This is a genomic window from Ectopseudomonas composti (assembly GCF_900115475.1).
GTDB lineage: Bacteria > Pseudomonadota > Gammaproteobacteria > Pseudomonadales > Pseudomonadaceae > Aquipseudomonas > Aquipseudomonas composti.
In genome coordinates, this window is record NZ_FOWP01000001.1 from 109,033 (window position 1) to 123,867 (window position 14,835).

At 60.9% G+C, this 14,835-nt stretch carries 17 protein-coding genes; 6 read left to right on the top strand and 11 right to left on the bottom strand.

From position 1 onward, the window contains the following. Window positions 1–7 precede the first annotated feature (7 nt). Window positions 8–601 carry a phosphoheptose isomerase gene (locus tag BM059_RS00515; RefSeq protein WP_037004182.1) on the top strand — a complete coding sequence of 198 codons (594 nt, stop codon included), beginning with the start codon at window positions 8–10 and terminating at the stop codon, window positions 599–601. After that, the gene (locus BM059_RS00520; RefSeq protein WP_037004181.1) at window positions 598–1,131 is read left to right on the top strand and encodes a BON domain-containing protein; all 534 of its coding nucleotides are present in this window, start codon (window positions 598–600) and stop codon (window positions 1,129–1,131) included. Before BM059_RS00515 ends, BM059_RS00520 begins: the two co-directional genes overlap by 4 nt. A gap of 48 nt (window positions 1,132–1,179) precedes the next feature. On the opposite strand, the gene BM059_RS00525 is transcribed toward BM059_RS00520, so the two are convergent. The 7 genes from BM059_RS00525 to rplM form a co-directional block, all read right to left on the bottom strand. Next, complete coding sequence (locus BM059_RS00525) at window positions 1,180–1,593, bottom strand: ClpXP protease specificity-enhancing factor (RefSeq protein ID WP_074936014.1); 414 nt, start codon at window positions 1,591–1,593, stop codon at window positions 1,180–1,182. A 13-nt stretch (window positions 1,594–1,606) separates the two neighbouring features. Then, entirely contained in the window at window positions 1,607–2,224 is a 618-nt protein-coding gene (locus BM059_RS00530; RefSeq protein ID WP_074936016.1) for a glutathione S-transferase N-terminal domain-containing protein, read from the bottom strand. Window positions 2,225–2,391: 167 nt separating this feature from the next. Beyond that, window positions 2,392–3,171, bottom strand: coding sequence for a cytochrome c1 (locus tag BM059_RS00535; protein WP_037004178.1), 780 nt, complete (start codon window positions 3,169–3,171; stop codon window positions 2,392–2,394). Further along, entirely contained in the window at window positions 3,171–4,382 is a 1,212-nt protein-coding gene (locus BM059_RS00540; protein WP_037004177.1) for a cytochrome b, read from the bottom strand. Before BM059_RS00540 ends, BM059_RS00535 begins: the two co-directional genes overlap by 1 nt. Next, window positions 4,382–4,975, bottom strand: a complete 594-nt coding sequence (gene petA / locus BM059_RS00545) for a ubiquinol-cytochrome c reductase iron-sulfur subunit (protein ID WP_037004176.1) — start codon at window positions 4,973–4,975, stop codon at window positions 4,382–4,384. The genes BM059_RS00540 and petA overlap by 1 nt, the downstream gene beginning before the upstream one ends. 254 nt (window positions 4,976–5,229) lie before the next feature. After that, on the bottom strand, window positions 5,230–5,622 hold the full coding sequence (gene rpsI / locus BM059_RS00550) for a 30S ribosomal protein S9 (protein ID WP_037004175.1): 393 nt from the start codon (window positions 5,620–5,622) through the stop codon (window positions 5,230–5,232). A gap of 14 nt (window positions 5,623–5,636) precedes the next feature. Continuing rightward, entirely contained in the window at window positions 5,637–6,065 is a 429-nt protein-coding gene (rplM, locus tag BM059_RS00555) for a 50S ribosomal protein L13 (protein ID WP_037004174.1), read from the bottom strand. Window positions 6,066–6,312: 247 nt separating this feature from the next. On the opposite strand from rplM, the gene BM059_RS00560 reads away from it, so the two are divergent. Beyond that, on the top strand, window positions 6,313–7,350 hold the full coding sequence (locus tag BM059_RS00560) for an NADP(H)-dependent aldo-keto reductase (RefSeq protein WP_074936018.1): 1,038 nt from the start codon (window positions 6,313–6,315) through the stop codon (window positions 7,348–7,350). 59 nt (window positions 7,351–7,409) lie between these two features. Here BM059_RS00560 and BM059_RS00565 read toward each other — a convergent pair whose 3' ends face one another. After that, a complete protein-coding gene (locus tag BM059_RS00565; protein WP_074936020.1) occupies window positions 7,410–8,549 on the bottom strand; it encodes an acyl-CoA dehydrogenase family protein in 1,140 nt (379 codons plus the stop codon). 144 nt (window positions 8,550–8,693) lie between these two features. On the opposite strand from BM059_RS00565, the gene BM059_RS00570 reads away from it, so the two are divergent. Both BM059_RS00570 and BM059_RS00575 read left to right on the top strand, forming a co-directional pair. Then, window positions 8,694–9,701, top strand: coding sequence for a GlxA family transcriptional regulator (locus tag BM059_RS00570; RefSeq protein WP_074936022.1), 1,008 nt, complete (start codon window positions 8,694–8,696; stop codon window positions 9,699–9,701). Between the two features lie 133 nt (window positions 9,702–9,834). Further along, entirely contained in the window at window positions 9,835–10,797 is a 963-nt protein-coding gene (locus BM059_RS00575) for a hypothetical protein (protein ID WP_074936777.1), read from the top strand. A gap of 132 nt (window positions 10,798–10,929) precedes the next feature. On the opposite strand, the gene zapE is transcribed toward BM059_RS00575, so the two are convergent. The 3 genes from zapE to BM059_RS00590 all read right to left on the bottom strand — a co-directional run bounded on the left by zapE (window position 10,930) and on the right by BM059_RS00590 (window position 14,255). After that, on the bottom strand, window positions 10,930–12,024 hold the full coding sequence (gene zapE / locus BM059_RS00580) for a cell division protein ZapE (RefSeq protein WP_074936024.1): 1,095 nt from the start codon (window positions 12,022–12,024) through the stop codon (window positions 10,930–10,932). A gap of 134 nt (window positions 12,025–12,158) precedes the next feature. Further along, window positions 12,159–13,505, bottom strand: coding sequence for a tryptophan--tRNA ligase (locus tag BM059_RS00585; RefSeq protein WP_074936025.1), 1,347 nt, complete (start codon window positions 13,503–13,505; stop codon window positions 12,159–12,161). A 120-nt stretch (window positions 13,506–13,625) separates the two neighbouring features. After that, window positions 13,626–14,255: an alpha/beta hydrolase gene (locus BM059_RS00590; protein ID WP_037000610.1), complete on the bottom strand. Its 630-nt coding sequence runs from the start codon at window positions 14,253–14,255 to the stop codon at window positions 13,626–13,628. Window positions 14,256–14,376: 121 nt separating this feature from the next. Here BM059_RS00590 and BM059_RS00595 point away from each other — a divergent pair, with 121 nt between their 5' ends. After that, window positions 14,377–14,808 carry a Z-ring associated ZapG family protein gene (locus BM059_RS00595; protein ID WP_037000607.1) on the top strand — a complete coding sequence of 144 codons (432 nt, stop codon included), beginning with the start codon at window positions 14,377–14,379 and terminating at the stop codon, window positions 14,806–14,808. Window positions 14,809–14,835 lie beyond the last annotated feature (27 nt).

The following is a 14,835-nucleotide window of genomic DNA, read 5'->3' on the forward strand; positions in this document are numbered from 1 at the left end:
TTAACCGATGGACATGCAATCCCGAATCTGCCAGCTCTTCCAAGCCAGCATCGACACCAAGCAGCAGGCCATGGAAGTCCTGGCACCCTATATCGAGCACGCCAGCCTGGTGATGGTCCAGGCCCTGCTCAACGAGGGCAAGATTCTTTCCTGCGGCAACGGCGGCTCCGCCGGCGATGCCCAGCATTTCTCCTCCGAGTTGCTAAATCGTTTCGAGCGCGAGCGCCCTAGCCTGCCGGCCATCGCCCTGACCACCGACAGCTCGACCATCACCTCGATTGCCAATGACTACAGCTACAACGAAATTTTCTCCAAGCAGATCCGCGCACTCGGCCAGCCCGGCGACGTGCTGCTGGCGATTTCCACCAGCGGCAACTCAGCAAATGTCATCCAGGCCATCCAAGCTGCACATGATCGCGAGATGACCGTCGTCGCCCTCACCGGCCGCGACGGTGGTGGCATGGCCTCACTGCTGCTGCCGGAGGACGTCGAGATCCGCGTTCCAGCCAAAGTCACCGCACGCATTCAGGAAGTCCACCTGCTGACTATCCACTGCCTGTGCGACCTGATCGACAGTCAATTGTTTGGGAGTGAAGAATGAAGCGTTCCGCCCTGATTCTGGCCGCGCTGGCCGTTACCTTGACCCTGGCAGGCTGCGGCAGCCGCAGCATCGGCAACAAGATCGATGACCAGTTCCTCGGCCCGGAAGTTGCCTCCCGCATCAGCAATGCACACGCAGACCTGTCTTCCCCGACCTCACGTATCGTGGTCACCAGCTATAACGGCGTGATCCTGCTTGCCGGACAGACGCCACGCAGCGAGCTGAAGGATCGCGCCGCCCAGACCGCCCGCGGTGTGCAGGGCGTGAAGAAGGTCTATAACGAGCTGCAGGTGCAGCAACCCGCCTCCCTGCTGGCGCGCAGCAACGACTCGCTGCTGACCACCAAGATCAAGACCCAGATGCTGGCTGACAGTAGCGTACCGAGCGCACGCATCAAGGTCGTCACCGAGAACGGCATCGTCTACATGCTCGGCTTGGTCACACGCGAAGAGGCCAACGCCGCCACTCGCGTGGTGCAAAGCGTATCGGGTGTGCAGCGGGTCGTGCGTTTGTTCGAATACACCAACTGATTCGAACGCAGAAACGACAAGGGCGCCCGCGGGCGCCCTTTTCATTGCTTACTTGACCACTTTCAGACTTGGCCGGCCGCTGGGACGCGGCGGCTCATCACCAGAGGGCCCATCATCATCCGGCTCGGGCTCTTCAGGACTGCCAGCAACCGACGGCTCCATATCGAAGACCATGCCCTGGCCGTTCTCCCGCGCATAGATAGCCAGGATCGCTGCCGCAGGAATGTAAAGGCTGTGCGCGACGCCACCGAAGCGCCCTTCGAAACTGACCGCCTGATTGTCCATATGCAGATGACGCACGGCACTGGGCGACGCATTGAGCACAATCTGACCGTCACTGGCAAAGCCAGGCGGCACCTGCACCCCGGGATATTCGGCATTGACCAGCAGATGCGGCGTGCAATCGTTGTCGACGATCCACTCATAGAGGGCGCGAACCAGGTAGGGACGACTGGAATTCATGGTTTCCTCCTTCTTAGCGCATCACGCGCTCGGCAGCAGAAAGACTGGCCTGAAAGGCCTCGCGGGCGAACTGGCGCTCCATATAGTCGAGCAGCGGCTTGGCCGGACGCGGCAACTCGATACCCAGCACCGGCAGACGCCAGAGAATGGGCAGCAAGCAGCAATCCACCAGACTCAGCTCCTCACTGAGAAAGAATGCCTTGTCAGCGAACAGCGGCGATACACCGGTCAGGCTTTCGCGCAGTTCCTTGCGCGCCAATTGACGCTCAGCCTCCTTGCTGCGCTTGTCGAGAATACGATCAACCAGCACGCACCAGTCACGCTGGATGCGGTGCATCAACAAACGACTGTTGGCCCGCGCCACCGGGTACACCGGCAGCAACGGCGGATGCGGGTAGCGCTCGTCCAGATACTCCATCACCACGGACGCTTCGTACAACGCCAGGTCGCGATCGACCAGCGTCGGCACGCTGCCGTAGGGATTGACCTCGGCAAGCTTGGGCGGACAACGGCCCTGCTCGACATCGATGATCTCGACGCTGACACCTTTCTCGGCGAGCACCAGACGCACGCGATGGGAATAGTGGTCGGCGGGGTCGGAGTAGCAGGTCAACCTATTGGTCACCGCCATGGCGATCCTCCTCGCTTTTTTTGATTTTCCAGAGACACGAAAAATTGCCAGGAGCAATTCTTGAATGTGCAGGCGACGACACCGCAAGGTGGCCACCCGGAATGGCAGGGCACAAAAACCTGCGCGCCCATAAGGGCGCGCAGGTGCATGCAGAGAACGGCAACGAATTAATGCACGTCCTTCCAGTACTCACGCTTGAGCAGGTAGGCGAACACGAAGAAGAACGCCAGGTACAGCAGCACGTAGGTGCCGATGCGCTGGGACTTCAGCTTGACCGGGTTGGCCGAATAGGCCAGGAAGGTCACCAGGTTCTTCACCTTCTCGTCGAACTCGGCCTCGCTCAGGGTGCCGGTGTTCGCTTCCACGGTGAGCTGATCACAGGCTTCATGAGTGATCGGCGCGCCAGTCAGCGGATCGAACTGTTTCTTGCCATCGGTGACGACCTGAACCTGCTTGCAGCCGATGACCTGGTTGCCTTGCAGGCCAACCAGTACGTTCGGCATACCCACGTTCGGGAACACCTTGTTATTGGCACCCAGCGGACGCGCAGGATCGGCGTAGAAGGTACGCAGATAGGTGTACAGCCAGTCATTACCACGCACACGAGCAACCAGGGTCAGATCGGGCGGAGCAGCACCGAACCAGCCCTTGGCGTCGTCCGGCTTCATGCCGATCTTCATGTGCTCGCCGATCTTGGCGCCACTGAATACCAGGTTGTCCAGCATGATTTCGTGCGGGATGCCGAGGTCATCGGCAACACGCTCGTAACGCTGATACTGGGCCGAGTGGCAGCCCATGCAGTAGTTGGCGAAGGTACGCGCGCCGTCCTGCAGAGCAGCCTTGTCAGTCAGGTCGATATCGACCTTGTCCAGCGGATGGTTGCTGGCAGCGCCCATGGCCAGAGCCGGCAGCGCAGCGAAAACAAATGCAGCGAAGAGCTTTTTCATCAGCCAGTCACCCTTTCCGGAACCGGTTTGGTCTTCTCCATCCTGGTGTAGAACGGCATCAGGATGAAGTACGCGAAGTACAGGAAGGTGCACACCTGCGACAGCAGAGTACGACCCGGGGTCGGAGCCAGCACACCCAGTACGCCGAGAATGACGAAGGAGATGCAGAAGATCACCAGCCAGATCTTGCTCAGCCAACCCTTGTAGCGCATGGATTTGACCGGGCTACGGTCAAGCCAGGGCAGCACGAACAACACCGCGATGGCAGCGCCCATGGCGATAACACCGAGCAGCTTGTCCGGTACGGCACGCAGGATCGCGTAGAACGGCGTGAAATACCAAACCGGGGCGATGTGATCAGGCGTCTTGAACGGGTTGGCCGCTTCGAAGTTCGGCTTCTCGAGGAAGTAACCGCCCATCTCCGGGAAGAAGAACACCACGAAGCAGAACACGAACAGGAAGACCACTACACCGACGATGTCTTTCACGGTGTAGTAAGGGTGGAACGCGATACCGTCGAGCGGCACGCCGTTCTCGTCCTTGAATTTCTTGATGTCGACGCCGTCCGGGTTGTTCGAGCCGACTTCGTGTAGTGCCAGGATGTGCAGTACGACCAGGCCGAGCAGCACGATTGGCAGCGCGATCACATGCAGGGCGAAGAAGCGGTTCAGGGTGATGCCGGAAATCAGGTAGTCACCACGAATCCACTGGGTCAGGTCGTCGCCGATCACCGGAATGGCACCGAACAGCGAGATGATCACCTGGGCGCCCCAATAGGACATCTGGCCCCAAGGCAGCAGGTAGCCCATGAAGGCCTCGGCCATCAGCACCAGATAGATCAGCATGCCGAAGATCCACACCAGCTCACGCGGCTTCTGGTAGGAGCCGTAAAGCAGACCGCGGAACATGTGCAGGTAGACCACCACGAAGAACGCCGAAGCGCCGGTGGAGTGCAGATAGCGCAGGATCCAGCCGTACTCGACGTCACGCATGATGTATTCGACAGAGGCGAATGCACCCTCGGCCGAAGGTTCGAAGCTCATGGTCAGCCAGATACCGGTAACGATCTGATTGACCAGCACCAGCAGTGCCAGCGAGCCGAAAAAGTAGAAGAAGTTGAAGTTCTTCGGTGCGTAGTACTTGGAGAGATGATCTTCCCACATCTTGGTGGCGGGGAAGCGCGCATCCACCCATTCCATGAATTTGCTCATCAGGCCTTCTCCTGGTCCACACCGACGACGATGATGTCATCCGTCTCGTAGCTGTATGGCGGCACCGGCAGGTTCAACGGCGCCGGCTGCGCCTTGTAGACACGTCCAGCGAGGTCGTAGCGGGAACCATGGCAGGGGCAGAAATAACCGCCAACCCAGTCCGCACCCAGATCGGCCGGCGCCACTTCCGGACGGAAGGACGGCGAGCAACCCAGGTGGGTGCACAGACCAACCAGGACCAGTAGCTCGGGCTTGATCGAGCGGGTTTTCTTGTCCACGTACTCCGGCTGCACGGAAGCAGCGGACTCGGGATCAGCCATGCTGCCTTCGATCTTGGTCAGGTTGGCCAGGATCTCCTCAGTGCGGCGCACGATGAACACCGGCTGACCGCGCCACTCAGCAACCATCTGCTGACCCGCTTCGATCTTGCTGACGTTCACCTTCACCGGTGCACCGGCCGCCTTGGCCCTTGCACTGGGGAACCATGACCCCACGAACGGAGTCGCAGCACCTACCGCCCCTGCTGCACCCACCACGGAGGTGGCTGCAACCAGGAAGCGACGCCGGCCTGCATTCACGCCGTCATTGCTCATTCAGTCGTCTCCCATCAGCTTTGTGGCCTGTTGTTCAGGCCTCTACTAAGTAAAAATCGGGCCGCGCAAAAAATTCGCCAAATGGTAAAGAAAAGCCCCTTTTCTGACAAGGTAATTACCCCCGAAGAGAGCGGCGAAAGCCTTGGAGGATGCGGCTTACGCGTATGCGGCACGTTGTCGCAGCATTTTGCCATGCCCATAAAAAACGCCCAGCTCCGTAAGGAAACTGGGCGCTTTTGGAAGCGTAGTCGCGATTAACGCTTCGAGTACTGCGGACGCTTACGCGCTTTACGCAGACCGACTTTCTTACGCTCGACTTCACGGGCGTCGCGAGTGACGTAACCAGCTTTACGCAGCGGGCTGCGCAGGGCTTCGTCGTACTCGATCAGAGCGCGGGTGATGCCGTGACGAATGGCACCAGCTTGACCACTGACACCACCACCGGCAACGGTGACGAAGATGTCGAACTTCTCGACGGTCTCGGTCAGCTCCAGCGGCTGACGCACGACCATGCGAGCAGTTTCGCGACCGAAGAAGGTATCCAGGGTGCGATTGTTGATCGAGATGTTACCAGTGCCCGGACGCAGGAAAACGCGCGCGGTTGCGGTCTTGCGACGGCCAGTGCCGTAATTTTGAGTCGCCGACATAATGAACTATTCCGTTAAATCTTCAGTTCTTGGGGCTGCTGAGCGGTGTGCGGGTGAACTGCACCCTTGTACACCTTCAGCTTACGGTACATGTCGCGACCCAGCGGGTTCTTCGGCAGCATGCCTTTGACCGCGGTCTCGATCACGCGCTCAGGAGCACGAGCGATCAGCTTCTCGAAGTTGATCTCTTTAATGCCGCCCGGGAAGCCGGAGTGGGAGTAGTACATCTTGTCGCTGGTCTTGGCACCAGTCACACGCACCTGCTCGGCATTGATCACGACAATGTAGTCGCCAGTATCAACGTGCGGGGTGTACTCAGGCTTGTGCTTGCCACGCAGACGGCTCGCGATTTCGGTGGCCAGACGACCCAGGGTCTTGCCAGCAGCGTCAACGACGAACCAGTCGCGTTTTACTGTTTCCGGTTTAGCAGTAAAAGTTTTCATTCTTTATAGCCTCAGGGGCCGCCCAGCAAAAATAGACGGCGGATCTTACTGGATAGTGCGTACTTTGACAAGTCAAAGGCAGCCGCATACGGACGCTATCGGGGGCTCGGGTCAGCGCGTCCACAATACGGCAAGATTCTTCGGCAGGCGGCGCATCACTTCCACCGCAGAAAGAGGTGGCGGATTATCCTGATTGCGAAAAAAATTTCAACCTGCTTGTATGACTCTTTTACCCAAGGAGTACTTCATGGAATACCGCAAGCTAGGCCGAACCGATCTCGATGTCAGCGCACTATGCCTGGGCACCATGACCTGGGGCGAGCAGAACAGCGAGAGCGAAGGCCATGCCCAGATCGAGCGGGCCAAGGCCAGCGGCGTCAATTTCATCGATACCGCCGAGATGTACCCGGTACCGCCGCGCGCAGAGACCTACAGCAAGACCGAACAGATCATCGGCAGCTATTTCAAACAGCGTGGTGACCGCGCCGACTGGATCCTGGCCAGCAAGATCGCCGGCCCCGGCAATGGCATCTCGCACATCCGTGACGGCCAGCTGAAATTCAACCGCCAGCACATCGTCGCCGCCTTGGACGCCAGCCTGAAACGCCTGCAGACCGACTGGATCGATCTGTATCAACTGCACTGGCCGGAACGCCCGACCAACTTCTTCGGCCAACTCGACTACAAGCACAAGGACGTGGACTTCACGCCACTGGAAGAAACCCTGGAAGTGCTCGATGAGCAGGTCAAAGCCGGCAAGATCCGCCACATTGGCCTGTCCAACGAAACCCCGTGGGGCACCATGAAGTTTCTGCAACTGGCGCAAAGTCGTGGCTGGCCGCGCGCGGTATCGATCCAGAACCCTTACAACCTGCTCAACCGCAGCTTCGAAGTGGGCCTGGCGGAAGTGGCCATTCGCGAACAGTGCGGCCTGCTGGCCTATTCGCCACTGGCGTTCGGCATGCTCAGCGGCAAGTACGAAGGCGGCGCACGACCTGCAGGTGCACGCATCAGCCTGTTCAGCCGCTTCGCCCGCTACACCAATCCGCAGTCGGAGGCGGCCTGCTCGCGCTACGTCGCCCTGGCCCGTGAGCACGGCCTGGATCCGGCGCAAATGGCGCTGGCCTTCGTCACCGCACAGCCCTTCGTGACCAGCAACATCATCGGCGCCACCAGCCTGGAGCAGTTGGACAGCAACCTGGCCAGCGCCGAACTGAAGCTCTCAGAGGAAGCGCTCGTCGGCATCGAGGCGATCCACAAGGCGCAGCCCAACCCAGCCCCCTGATCCAGCGCGCAATAAAAAGCCCGGCACAATGCCGGGCTTTTTATTGCCATCAACCAACCTCAGACCAACGAGCGAGCGATGATCTCCTTCATGATCTCGTTGGTGCCGGCGTAGATGCGCTGTACCCGCGCATCAGCCCAGGCACGCGCCACCGGGTATTCCCACATGTAGCCATAACCACCATGCAGCTGCACGCACTCGTCGAGCACCTTGCACTGCAGGTCGGTGCCCCAGTACTTGAGCATCGCGGCAGTCGGCACATCCAGCTTGCGCTGCAGATGCAGCTCCAGGCAGCGATCAACGAAGACGCGCCCCACCTGAATTTCGGTGGCCATCTCGGCGAGTTTGAAGCGGGTGTTCTGGAAGTCCGCCACGGCCTTGCCGAAGGCCTTGCGCTCGCGGGTGTAGTCGAGCGTCCACTGCAGCGCCGCTTCGGCTGACGCCAAGGCGCCGATACCGACGGTCAGGCGCTCCTGCGGCAACTCCTGCATCAGATAAGCGAAGCCCATGCCCGGCTGACCCAGCAGGTTCTCCTTGGGCACGCGCACGTCCTGGAAGAACAGCTCGGAGGTGTCCTGCGCCTTCATGCCGACCTTCTCCAGGCGCTTACCCTTGGAGAAACCCGGCGTATTAGCCTCGACCAGGAACAGGCTGGTGCCCTTGGCACCTGCCTTCGGATCGGTCTTGGCCACGACGATCACCAGATCAGCCAGCCAGCCGTTGGTGATGAAGGTCTTCGAACCATTGATCACATACTCGTCGCCATCGAGCACGGCGCTGGTCTTCACACCCTGCAAGTCGGAGCCGGCACCCGGCTCGGTCATGGCGATGGCGGTGACCATCTCGCCGCTCACCAGCTTGGGCAGGTAATGCTGCTTCTGCACCTCGCTGCCGTAATGCAGAATGTAGGGCGCGACGATATCCGAGTGCAGGGAGAAGCCGATGCCGGTCAGCCCCAGACGCCCGATCTCCTCGATCACCACGGTGCTGTAGAGGAAGTCGGCCGCCATGCCGCCGTACTCTTCAGGGATATGCGAACAGAGCATCCCCGCCTCGCCGGCCTTACTCCACAGTGCGCGGTCGACATGGCCGTCCTTTTCCCATTGATGGTGATAAGGCACCGCTTCCTGCTCGAGAAACTTGCGCACACTGTCGCGAAACAGTTCATGGTCGGAGCTGAATATCGTTCTAGGGATCATGGCGCTACCTGTGTCTGAGGCAATTGGAAAGCATGGCCTCGACTTTAGCCAAGCAAACGCTTGGTCGCACTGGACACAAGCGCCAAAAAATAAGACGATCCAGCCGCCGCATGACCACTTAGCCTTAAATAAGAATAAATACCCATGGTTATCCCAGAGCCGCGTGCAGCCTTGCGCCGTGTCAGCATCCTCGCCACCGATGGCGTCTTTGCCTCTACCCTGATGCAGGCCAAGGACTTCTTCCATATGGCCGGCATTCGCTATGCCAAGCAGCAAGGTATTGGCCTCGAGCCGCCGTTCGAAATCCACTTGGTCAGCCCCGATGGACTGCCCGTAAACAGCTTCAGCAAGGTCAAGGTGCCCGTAGACGGTGGCCTAGACACGTGCGACGTCATCATCCTACCGGCCTTCTGGGACGACTTCGATGCACTCAGTCGTCGTTATCCCCAGGTGCTGGACTGGCTCAAGCGTCAGCATGCCAGCGGCACGGCGATTTGCGGCGAGGCCAGCGGCGTGTTCTGGATGGCCGAGGCCGGCCTGCTCGATGGCAAGGAGGCGACCACCTACTGGCGTTTCTTCCGTGAGTTTGCCGAACGCTTCCCCAAGGTCCTGCTCAATCAGGACAAACACCTGTCCGATGCCGACAACCTGTACTGCGCAGGCGGCGTCACCTCGGCCTGCGACCTCTACATCTATCTGATCGAGCGTTACTGCGGCGCCGGTGTAGCCCAGGGCGTGGCGCGCGACATTCTCTACGAGGTGCAGCGTAGCTACACGCCTGGGCGCATCGGGTTCGGCGGGCAGAAGCTGCACCAGGACGTCACCGTGCTGCAGATCCAGCACTGGCTGGAAGAACATTACGCCGACAAATTTCGCTTCGAGGACGTGGCCCGCGAGCACGGCATGAGCATCCGCAACTTCATGCGCCGCTTTCAGGGCGCCACCGGCGACAAGCCGCTGCACTACCTGCAGCGTCTGCGCATCGAAACGGCCAAGAGCCTGCTCTCCTCGACCCGCAAGAGCATCAAGACCATCAGCTACGAAGTGGGCTACGACGACGCCAGTTTCTTCGCTCGTCTGTTTCGTCAGCACACCGAGCTGTCGCCGAACCAGTACCGCCGCCAGTTCCAGCAGAAAGACACGCAAGCCTGAGCCGCCATCCCGGCTGGCCACGTCGAGATAGGGTGAGCGCCCGGCAAATGGCCAGCCCACCCTTGGTTAGGTTGGCGCCTTGCGGCAGCGCCCTATGATCGGTGGTGAACATAACAACAATAGGTTCACCACCATGCGCCGCCTCTTGATTGCCCTGCTTGCCACCTGCAGCCTCGGCGCTGCCGCCGCCGACAACTGGAAACCCTTCCCGCTCGACCAGAGCGCCTATGACTACAGCGGCGACAAGCTGCGCCAGGCCTGGCCGCAACTGACCCGCGGCTTCGGCGATTACCCCTTCCCCGATGCTGACTGGGTGGTGACCATGGCTACCCGCCACCCGCAAGCGCTGGAGAAAACCGTCGCAGCCGGCACCGGCTTTACCGGTAAGCCGGAAGAAGCCGAGCTCTACGCGCAGAAGCTGCAGGAGGTCTGGCGCCTGATGTTTCGCGGCGACTTTGCCCAGGCCAAGGAACAGGGGCTGGCCCTCGGCGTCGGCGGTCAGGTTCCGGCGATGTTCGCCCAGGTGATCTACGCCATGTTCCTGGTGCCCGATCAAACGGAGAAACATCGGCTGCTCGAAGAAGTGATCGCCTATACCGACGAAGCCGGCGAACTGGTCCAGGCGGACACCGTCGCGCAGTTCGGCCGCGTCTATGCCAAGGCGCGCCTGGGCGAGGAATTGTCGGTACCGGTGGTACTCAAGCGCGGCTACACCTCGCAGATCCCCGAGGAACTCAAGGCGCTGCTCGCCAAGCAGCCGCAGCAGCCGTTCGCCCTGGCGCTCTACGGCGGCTATGAAGCCGGGGTGATCCGCAAGGTCGGCAAGCTGGTCGGCAAGATGACCTACGGCGTCAGTACGGACAACATGGAGCGGTACTTCCAGCGCAGCTTCCAGGCCCTTGACGATCTGCCCATTGGCCACTACGAGTATGCCAACGCGCTGACCTATGTGTATGGCGACGATGAAGAAGACAAGGTCATCGAACACCTCAAACGCGCCGTGGCGATCAAACCGATCAACGCCATGGAGGCACTGGAAGTGGCGCACGCGCAGAAGATGCTCACGCAGTACCAGCAGAAGCTGGCGAAAAACTGAAAGACCGACCGTAGAGTGCGCCGCGCGCACAGAACAAGCCAGAAACATCCAGGGCTTTGGTGCACATGGCGCACCCTGCCCGCCCAATGAAAAAGGCGACCTTGTGGGTCGCCTTTTTCATATCGCTTTCCGTCAGGGCCGGTGTGGGCGCGAGAGGAATTCGTGCGATTGCATTTCCAGCAGACGGCTCAGCGTACGCTGGAACTCGAAGCTCAGGCGGCCGCCGGTGTAGAGATCCTTGAGCTCCACTTCGGCAGAGATGATCAGCTTGACGTTGCGGTCGTAGAACTCGTCCACCAGGTTGATGAAGCGTCGCGCCATGTCGTCCTTGGCCACGCTCATCTGCTCGACATTGGCCAGGATCACTGCATGGAAAATCTTGCCCAGTTCGATGTAATCGTTCTGGCTGCGCGGGCCGTCGCACAGCTCGCGAAACTCGAACCAGGCCACGTCCTCGCAGACCCGCACGGCGTTGATCGCGCGGTTCTCGATCATCAGCGCCTCGTTCTCCACCATATGGGTGCAGTCCGGCAGCAGGCTGCGGAAGCTGGTCAGCAGACTCTCCTCGGCAGCCGGGCCGAGTGGGAAGTGGAACAACTCGGCCTGCTCCAGCGCGCGCAGGCGGTAGTCGACGCCGCTGTCGACGTTGACGATGTCGGTGTGCTGCTTGAGCAAGGCGATGGCTGGCAGGAAGCGGGCGCGCTGCAGGCCATCCTTGTACAGACCGTCCGGCACGATGTTGGAGGTCGCGACCAGCGATACGCCGTTCTTGAACAGCTCCTCCATCAGCGTGGCGAGGATCATCGCGTCAGTGATGTCGCTGACGAAGAACTCGTCGAAGCAGATCACCCGCGCCTCGTCGGCGAAACGCTTGCCAATGATGGTCAGCGGATTCTTCTCGCCCTTGAGGGTCTTCATCTCCTCGTGCACGCGCTTCATGAAGCGGTGGAAGTGGGTGCGCACTTTCTGCTCGAACGGCAGTGCATCGAAGAAGGTGTCGACCAGGTAGGTCTTGCCACGGCCGACGCCGCCCCAGAAATACAGGCCCTTGACCGGCCCCTGCGGCTTCTTGCCGAACAGCTTGCCCATCAACCCAGATTTGCCCTGATCGCGCGCGACCAGATCGTCGTACAGACGCTGCAGGTGGCGGACGGCATTTTCCTGGGCCGCATCATGGAAGAAGTCGGGCCGCTTGAGGTCGGCCTGATAACGCTCTAAGGGGGTCATGATTCGTTAGCCGGGCAAGTAAAAACGGGGGCGTCACTTTAGCGACGCCCCCGTTGCTTGGCAATCATGGCCGTAGCCCGGATGCAATCCGGGGGAATACTGGCGATGCTCGCCAGGATTACATCCAGGCCACTTTATTCCTGCGGTGCCAGCGCTTCACGCAAGCGAGCGATAGCGGCTTCCAGCGCCTGGCCGTCAGCGAACTCGGGGCTGCTGGCCACGCTTTCGCCATCGATCCAGATCGAGAAGGTCAGGCCTTCGGCGCGCACATCCAGCGCTTCGCCGGATTGCAGGCGCTTGTTGGCCATACCGGCCGACTTGCCATCGGCAAAGGATTTCGACAGCAGCAGTTGCTCGCCATCGGCATCCAGCAGACGGAAGCGGAAGCTGCCGTCGTCATCGCGGAAACTGACGAAGCGCGCGCTCTTGGTGGCTTTCTTCTTCTCGCCAGCGGCAACCTGCACCTGCTCGCGGAACGAACGCAGACCAACCGCCTCGCGCAGCTCGCCGAGGAACGGCGTGGCGATCTTACGTGCCTTGGCCGCGCCAGCGAGGAGGATGTCTTCCAGATCGGCCGGCCTGGCGATCAATGCGTTGTAACGCTCGCGCGCCTCGCCCAGGGTGTCTTCGAGCAGTTGGTACAGGCGATTCTTCGCCTCGCCCCAGGCCAGGCCACCTTCCAGCTCGGCGCGGAACTCGGCCTGCTGCGCGTGGCTGGCAAAGGCCTGGTACAGGGTGAACAGGTGCGAGCCTTCGGCATCCTTGGGTTCACCCGGCAGCTTGGAGTCGGTGACGATGCGCGCCACGGCCTCCTTGAGCTGCTTGGCGCTGCCGAACAGCGGGATGGTGTTGTCGTAGCTCTTGCTCATCTTGCGCCCGTCGAGGCCGGGCAGCGTGGCCACTTCTTCCTCGATCACCACCTCGGGCAGGACGAACAGGTCCTTGCCCTTGCCGAACAGGTGGTTGAAGCGCTGACCGATGTCGCGGGCCATCTCCACGTGTTGGATCTGGTCGCGACCGACCGGCACCTTCTGCGCGTTGAACATCAGGATGTCCGCTGCCATCAGCACCGGGTAGCTGAACAGGCCCATGGTCACACCGGCATCCGGGTCTTCACCGGCTTCGACGTTCTTGTCCACCGAGGCCTTGTAGGCGTGGGCGCGGTTGAGCAAGCCCTTGCCGGCAACGCAGGTGAGCAACCAGCACAGCTCGGGAATTTCAGGAATGTCGGACTGGCGGTAGAAAGTCGCCTTGTCAGTATCCAGGCCCAGCGCCAGCCAGGTGGCCGCGATTTCCAGGCGTGAACGCTGGATGCGTACTGGGTCATCGCACTTGATCAGCGCGTGGTAGTCGGCGAGAAAATAGAACGAGTCCATCTGCGGGTCGCGGCTGGCGACGATGGCTGGACGGATAGCGCCGGCGTAGTTGCCCAGGTGCGGCGTGCCGGTGGTGGTGATACCGGTAAGGATACGGGTGGTCATGATCGGATTCGCTTGTCTTGCTGCAATGACGTGGCAGGGCTTCACTTGCCGTCACTCCCGCGAAGGCGGGAGCCTAGGTGCTGCGGCCCTCTGGGTGCCCGCCTGCGCGGGAATGACGGTTTATAGACGTGGCAGAAGGATGTCCTTCAGATCGGTCAGCTTGCCGTGAAAAAAGTGACCGCATTCTGCCACTTTCAGCAGCTCGTGGGCACGCCCGAGATTGGCCGACCAGTCGTACACGGTCTGCGGCTCGACCACTTCGTCTGCGTCGGGTTGGATCACCACCAGCGGGCACTGGCTGGCCGGCGGCGTCTCGGCAGTCAGGCGATGCACCGCTGGCGCCACCATGAATAGCTTGCTCGGTACCTGGCCCTGCGCTTCCAGGCGTGCTCCCAGCGCGGCGGCGACGAAACCGCCGAAGGAAAAGCCCAGCAGCGTGACGGGCAGGTTCGGGTACTCCTCCTTGAGCCAGGCAGCAACGGCCTCGGCATCGTCGACCTCGCCGGTGCCCATGTCATGGCTGCCGGCACTGGCGCCGACGCCGCGATAATTGAAACGCAATGTGTGATAGCCACAGTCACGTGCGGTGCGCTGCAAGGTGCTCACCACCTTGTTGAGCATGGTGCCACCCTGCACCGGGTTGGGATGGCAGACCAGCGCCACGCCTCGGGCGTCCGGCACTTCCAGCAGCAGGGCTTCGAGTTGACCCACAGGGCCTTGAATGAAAAGAGGGGTTTCGCGACTGAGCAACACTGAACTCCGTGACCCCGCAACGGGTCGACTCGTCTAGCAAACTGCCTGCGAGGTAAACGTATACAGCGCAGGTTCGAGCCGCTAACGTAAAGCAAAGCCGTTTTGAGAGGAAGGACTCGTGGAACAGACCGTTACAGCCTGGTTGATACCCGCACTGACCCTGGTGGTCGGCATCGCCGTGGGCTTTCTGCTCGCCCGCCTGGCCCCCAATGCTGCACCGGGCCGTACGCAGCGGCAGATGGATGAAATGCAGGCACGCTTCGAGGCCTACCAGAGCGAAGTGGTGACCCACTTCAACACCACCGCCAGCCTGGTGAAGAAACTCACCCAGAGCTATCAGGACGTGCAGGAGCACCTGTCCGACGGCGCCAACCGCCTGGCCCTGGACGAGCTGACCCGTCAGCGTCTACTGGCCACCCTGAACAGCACCGAAACCGGCGAGAAGCGCGAACGCCTGACTCCGCCGAAGAACTACGAAATGCCCAAGGACTACGCGCCGAAAAGCGATGGCCCCGGCATGCTCGACGAGAGCTACGGGCTGAAGAAGTAACCCGCTAGCCAGCAATACCGAGCCCCG

Bases quoted from the DNA above. Each gene is read 5' to 3' on its own strand.
- BM059_RS00515 (WP_037004182.1), top strand. From the start codon at position 8: ATGGACATGCAATCCCGAATCTGCCAGCTCTTCCAAGCCAGCATCGAC.
- BM059_RS00520 (WP_037004181.1), top strand. From the start codon at position 598: ATGAAGCGTTCCGCCCTGATTCTGGCCGCGCTGGCCGTTACCTTGACC.
- BM059_RS00525 (WP_074936014.1), bottom strand. From the start codon at position 1,593: ATGAATTCCAGTCGTCCCTACCTGGTTCGCGCCCTCTATGAGTGGATC.
- BM059_RS00530 (WP_074936016.1), bottom strand. From the start codon at position 2,224: ATGGCGGTGACCAATAGGTTGACCTGCTACTCCGACCCCGCCGACCAC.
- BM059_RS00535 (WP_037004178.1), bottom strand. From the start codon at position 3,171: ATGAAAAAGCTCTTCGCTGCATTTGTTTTCGCTGCGCTGCCGGCTCTG.
- BM059_RS00540 (WP_037004177.1), bottom strand. From the start codon at position 4,382: ATGAGCAAATTCATGGAATGGGTGGATGCGCGCTTCCCCGCCACCAAG.
- petA (WP_037004176.1), bottom strand. From the start codon at position 4,975: ATGAGCAATGACGGCGTGAATGCAGGCCGGCGTCGCTTCCTGGTTGCA.
- rpsI (WP_037004175.1), bottom strand. From the start codon at position 5,622: ATGTCGGCGACTCAAAATTACGGCACTGGCCGTCGCAAGACCGCAACC.
- rplM (WP_037004174.1), bottom strand. From the start codon at position 6,065: ATGAAAACTTTTACTGCTAAACCGGAAACAGTAAAACGCGACTGGTTC.
- BM059_RS00560 (WP_074936018.1), top strand. From the start codon at position 6,313: ATGGAATACCGCAAGCTAGGCCGAACCGATCTCGATGTCAGCGCACTA.
- BM059_RS00565 (WP_074936020.1), bottom strand. From the start codon at position 8,549: ATGATCCCTAGAACGATATTCAGCTCCGACCATGAACTGTTTCGCGAC.
- BM059_RS00570 (WP_074936022.1), top strand. From the start codon at position 8,694: ATGGTTATCCCAGAGCCGCGTGCAGCCTTGCGCCGTGTCAGCATCCTC.
- BM059_RS00575 (WP_074936777.1), top strand. From the start codon at position 9,835: ATGCGCCGCCTCTTGATTGCCCTGCTTGCCACCTGCAGCCTCGGCGCT.
- zapE (WP_074936024.1), bottom strand. From the start codon at position 12,024: ATGACCCCCTTAGAGCGTTATCAGGCCGACCTCAAGCGGCCCGACTTC.
- BM059_RS00585 (WP_074936025.1), bottom strand. From the start codon at position 13,505: ATGACCACCCGTATCCTTACCGGTATCACCACCACCGGCACGCCGCAC.